The sequence below is a fragment of the Vibrio rhodolitus genome (assembly GCF_003350325.1).
Lineage (GTDB): Bacteria > Pseudomonadota > Gammaproteobacteria > Enterobacterales > Vibrionaceae > Vibrio > Vibrio rhodolitus.
In genome coordinates this window covers 1-2,026 of the sequence record NZ_QLYZ01000041.1, presented here as the reverse complement: position 1 = coordinate 2,026, position 2,026 = coordinate 1, and the positions used below count along the sequence as shown (strand labels likewise).

At 46.8% G+C, this 2,026-nt stretch carries 2 protein-coding genes, 2 tRNA genes and 1 rRNA gene; all 5 read right to left on the bottom strand.

Annotated features, from left to right (window positions below):
• On the bottom strand, positions 1-199 hold a 199-nt coding region (locus DPF93_RS20950), incomplete at its 3' end, for a helix-turn-helix domain-containing protein (RefSeq protein ID WP_164675337.1).
• A gap of 84 nt (positions 200-283) precedes the next feature.
• Complete coding sequence (locus DPF93_RS20945; RefSeq protein WP_114767928.1) at positions 284-1,045, bottom strand: hypothetical protein; 762 nt, start codon at positions 1,043-1,045, stop codon at positions 284-286.
• A gap of 628 nt (positions 1,046-1,673) precedes the next feature.
• Positions 1,674-1,750, bottom strand: a tRNA-Trp gene (locus tag DPF93_RS20940).
• Positions 1,751-1,785: 35 nt separating this feature from the next.
• Positions 1,786-1,862, bottom strand: a tRNA-Asp gene (locus tag DPF93_RS20935).
• A 42-nt stretch (positions 1,863-1,904) separates the two neighbouring features.
• Positions 1,905-2,020: ribosomal RNA gene (gene rrf / locus DPF93_RS20930) — 5S ribosomal RNA — on the bottom strand.
• Positions 2,021-2,026 lie beyond the last annotated feature (6 nt).

Sequence of the window (2,026 nt, the reverse complement as noted above, 5' to 3'; positions counted from 1 at the left end):
TTGGGTTTTGCGTCCAATCCATTTTTCCGTGCTTTCTCAGCCAAGTTAAAACAGTTGAGCGACCTTGGATACCATAAATGGCTTGTGCTTGCTTGTAGGTCATTTCTCCTTTTTCTACGGCATCAACGACCTGCAATTTAAAGCCTAGTGTGTAATCACGCTGAGTGCGCTTAATGTAGAGTTTATTTGAAGTGGTCATAATTCGTCCTCAATGTGTAAACACATTTCAGGACGGGACATGGATTGAACAAAAGCCCTGCTCTTTGAGCAGGGCTTTTTTGTATTAGCTGATTCTGGTAAATCTAAACGTCTGTAGTTTTTGCTCTTGCCCATCTATATGAGCATAGCTATCGATTAACCATACTTGATCAGCAACGAAACTTAGTTCTAAGCGTACATCTTGCGATGGAATATCTGCATAAATCACATCCGTTACATTGCTTGGATAGAACGAGACTTTGTTACTGCTCGGGTCCGCATCACCCACAAAATTTACCGCCACATTCTTCGTTTGGTTCTCAACCAACATTTGATAGCCACTGTTTGGTTCAAAGCTAAATGAGGCATTTAACGCTAAGCCTTGTTGATTTGAAATCGCGACGTCCGCTTTCGAAAGTGAAGCGAGCTGCCCTTGAGCAGAAATTTGTTGATGTTCAGTCGTCACAACGTGGCTTTGAATATTCACATTCCACTCACCAACGAAGTTTTCTAACTGCTGCCAATGTTGTTGTGTGGTAGCTTGAGTCGTGCCACTGCCAATCGTAGCAATCGCATCATTGCGACTATCGTGACGGATGTTATCGCGATTGCTCTGTAAATCTTGACTAGCACCCGCAACACCGCCAGCAACACCACCGGCAACCGCTCCTTTGACAGCTAGTTCTGGCTCTCCAGTCAACGCTCCCATGGTTAACCCTAGTAATGCTCCTCCTACCGCTCCTTGTTTGGTAGCCGCATTAGGGTCATCCTCTCCCGGGGTGACACAGCCAGCTAGCAAAGGGACTGCAATAAACGATGTTAAAACTAGCTTGTTGTTAAATCTCATAGGACACCTCATCTTTTGAACTACTTGTATGGTAAATAACCACTGTCAGCAGAACTTCAGTGGAATGTCAGGGCAGTTTCAGAGCACCTGAGAGAAATGTTACTGTTTGTTGCGGGGAATGGATTGGGGAATTAGGAACGCTGCGCTACGGAGACGGGAACGTAGATGCGGGAGGTCGGAACGCTTCGCTACAGATACGGGAGAAGAGCCAGGGTGTGTAGAGTTGAGAATTGAGAGTCGAGAAGTATTCGTTGGAGTATGGTAGCAAAAGAACAGATTAGAGATCGTTTCTTGAAAGTGAAGCGTCATAGGGGTGAGTATTCACGCATCCCGAAATGAAGCATTCCCAAAAACACATTATTGTAGACACCAAGAACTCTCATTACCTCTCTCGAAGTGAGGCATGAACATTTCCCGTATCTCGGAACGAAGTGTTCCCAAAACGTAGTATCGCAGATACGGAGTGTTCTCACTTTCCCTCCCGAAGTGAAGCATCGAAGAGGCTGAACGTTCCCGCATCTCGGAACGAAGTGTTCCCGAAACGCAGTATCGCAGATACGGAGTGTTCCAATTTCGTTTCTACCAGAAACGAAAAAGGCTCCAGCATTTCTGCTAGAGCCTTCGAATATGGCAGGGGTGGAGAGATTCGAACTCCCAACACGCGGATTTGGAATCCGCTGCTCTGCCAATTGGAGCTACACCCCTATCTTCAGTTTTAAAGAGCTGAAACTCTGAATAAGTGGCGGAGTGGACGGGACTCGAACCCGCGACCCCCGGCGTGACAGGCCGGTATTCTAACCAACTGAACTACCACTCCGCAGTGGCTTACTCGCTATCAAGCAAGTGTCCATAATATAAAGCCTGGCGATGTCCTACTCTCACATGGGGAAGCCCCACACTACCATCGGCGCTAATTCGTTTCACTTCTGAGTTCGGCATGGAATCAGGTGGGTCCAAATCGCTATGGTCGCCAAGCAAATT

What these genes read in the sequence shown, in the direction of transcription:
- DPF93_RS20945 (WP_114767928.1), bottom strand. Translation starts at nt 1,045, where the DNA reads ATGAGATTTAACAACAAGCTAGTTTTAACATCGTTTATTGCAGTCCCT.